The organism is Nitrosomonas oligotropha (assembly GCF_900106555.1).
Taxonomy (GTDB): domain Bacteria; phylum Pseudomonadota; class Gammaproteobacteria; order Burkholderiales; family Nitrosomonadaceae; genus Nitrosomonas; species Nitrosomonas oligotropha_A.
The window spans coordinates 1-2190 of the sequence record NZ_FNOE01000070.1 but is presented as its reverse complement, the minus strand read 5'-3'; the positions used below and the strand labels follow the sequence as shown (position 1 = coordinate 2190).

Here is a 2190-nt window from a genome sequence, read left to right as displayed (position 1 = left end):
AAGTATTGCCCCATGATCAAAGCGCCTAATGCGCTTTCAAGCGTGGTGCCAACGCCTCTGAATTCTTTGATATTCTTTAAAATAATTTGCTCTTGTTCCTCAGTGAGGTTTAGATCGAACAGTTTTCTTTGATTGGTTTCCATGATAAATAGTGACTATCGGAGTTAATATTGATTGCAATAGTACGCTATTTATTTTCATAGTAAATAGTACAGATGTCCTGTTAGTCTAAAACCATTACTTGCGCGTAAAACTCCTCCTTAGTGAATTGCCGCATCTCGTCGTGAAACTTGATGACAATCTCGATTTGATCGTTCAGCGTTAAAACGCCGCAGATATGGCCGATTTGTGTAATGCTGTATTTCTTTCCCGGCTGCTGCGCATCCTTTTTGAGGACGGCCAAACGGTAGATTAAGGACACAGCTTCATCTAAAGTAAATGGGTTCATAATGTTTTTTAATGGATCATTTTTAGTGTTGAGTTGGGTTCTCATGGAAAACCTCCGGGTGATAAAAAGGGGTTGGTACAGTTATTGATACAAGTCCAAGGGAAGCAGCTGCGTCGTGACATTTCGTGCGCTCGGGCTTCGCCTCGCTCCTCAATGTCACGTCCTCGCCATCAACCTTGATAAGCATCCAAATATGCTTTTGCGTGCTATAGCTTGAGCCTTTCCAAAGGATACCGGCAACGCGTAGCCGTGCAGTGTCACCGTAGCGGCCGGCCAGCGGTGAATATACTTCGCCTGTTATCGGGTTCAATTGCTTGCTCTGATCGTAAAAAGGTTTGATGGCTTGCTGGTTGTGCGGGGTTTCGGGGTCGCCCATTGCCAACATGAACGCCGCCCAATCACTGGCGGTTGCCGATTGTCGGATAGCTTCAAGTTCCGGATCGCCGGTTTTGTCGAGTTTTCGCAATTGCCGCCACACGGTGACACTAGGGCCGCCGATCTGTTGAAATTGCCGGATACCCCAGGTATTCGCCCAAGCGGTGATGCGCTCGGCTGCCTGTATCGCGTCATTACCGTAAGAATCGCAATCAAGTGCGTAGCCGTCGATGTTCTTGGATATGTACTTGGCAATGTAACCGACGGCTGAGCCTTTAGCTGGATCAATGGGTTCCACTTTGAAGCGGCGTTTTAATGCGCCGGGTTCGTTGCCGCTATCGAGAAGCGCATAATGGCTCATGACTTTGCGCACAGCTTCGCGGTGTTTATCCGGCATGAACAGTAGCAGGTGCCAATGCGGGGTGCCGTCGTGGTGCGGTTCGACCACACGAAAACCGTAAGGCCGGATATCTTGCCGATCGAGTTCGGCACGGATCAGCGACCAGAGGTGTGTCAGATACTGATGCGCTTCCAGGGTGGTAGTGCCGTCATGGCGTGGATTGGCATGGCCGGTATGCAGACAAGCATGCATGCGCGATGGCGTGGTGAGCGTATAGAATTCACCCCTATGATCCAGATAGTTGGCAACCATTTCAAAACCACGGATGCGAACCATCAATTCAGCACGGCGAACGGCTGGATTGGATACCGAACGGTCGGCTAGGTTCTGCAGGGAAAAAATCTCGCCGTTCTGGTTGCTTACGAAGTTCGAGGCCAGGTACAGCCGGTTCCGCTCCTTTTGTTTGCGCTTAACGTGAATGGTGTAGTCACTGGCATACGTGCCGCGCAGGCGGTTGACCAGTTCGATATTTCTGGAAATGGTCTCGATCTTGCGTAATCGCAGAATCTGGATTCTGCGATACCACCAGCGGCGGCAGCACATGCGGTTTAGAACTGGTTCGAGATTGTCGTTTTTGACTGTTGGCCGTTTAACTTGGTAATGATCGACGATGCGCAGGTAGGCTTGATAAGCATCGGCTGGCGATTGCGCACGGGCGCGGGCTGTGTGGCATTTTTCGGCGAAGCGCTTGGCGGCTTCGAGCAGTTCTTCGTTGTCAGCGCATAGATTTAGGTCTTCTATACGTAGCTGATCGTAAATATCTTGCAGTTCATGGTTGGCTTGCTCGAAACTGGAACGCTCGGCGGTTTTGACGTAGCGGGCAGCCAGGTCTCCGGCAATGAGGACAAGCTCAGAAAAAATATGCTGGCGCATGCGGCGGCATTTTTCTGTGCCGTATGCTGCGGTGCGCTCATCGGCAAAAATGACTTGTGGCAATTTTGTGTCATTTTTGTGCCACAACCGAGGC

The 2190-nt window shown here is 50.4% G+C and carries 2 protein-coding genes; both read right to left on the bottom strand.

Annotated elements, in window-relative coordinates; all coding sequences use genetic code 11:
• Window positions 1-223 precede the first annotated feature (223 nt).
• Window positions 224-493: a hypothetical protein gene (locus BLU57_RS15570; protein ID WP_090322912.1), complete on the bottom strand. Its 270-nt coding sequence runs from the start codon at window positions 491-493 to the stop codon at window positions 224-226.
• Window positions 471-2190: replication endonuclease (locus BLU57_RS15565; protein ID WP_256206341.1), on the bottom strand; the 1720-nt coding region annotated here is incomplete at its 5' end. The genes BLU57_RS15565 and BLU57_RS15570, both read right to left, overlap by 23 nt.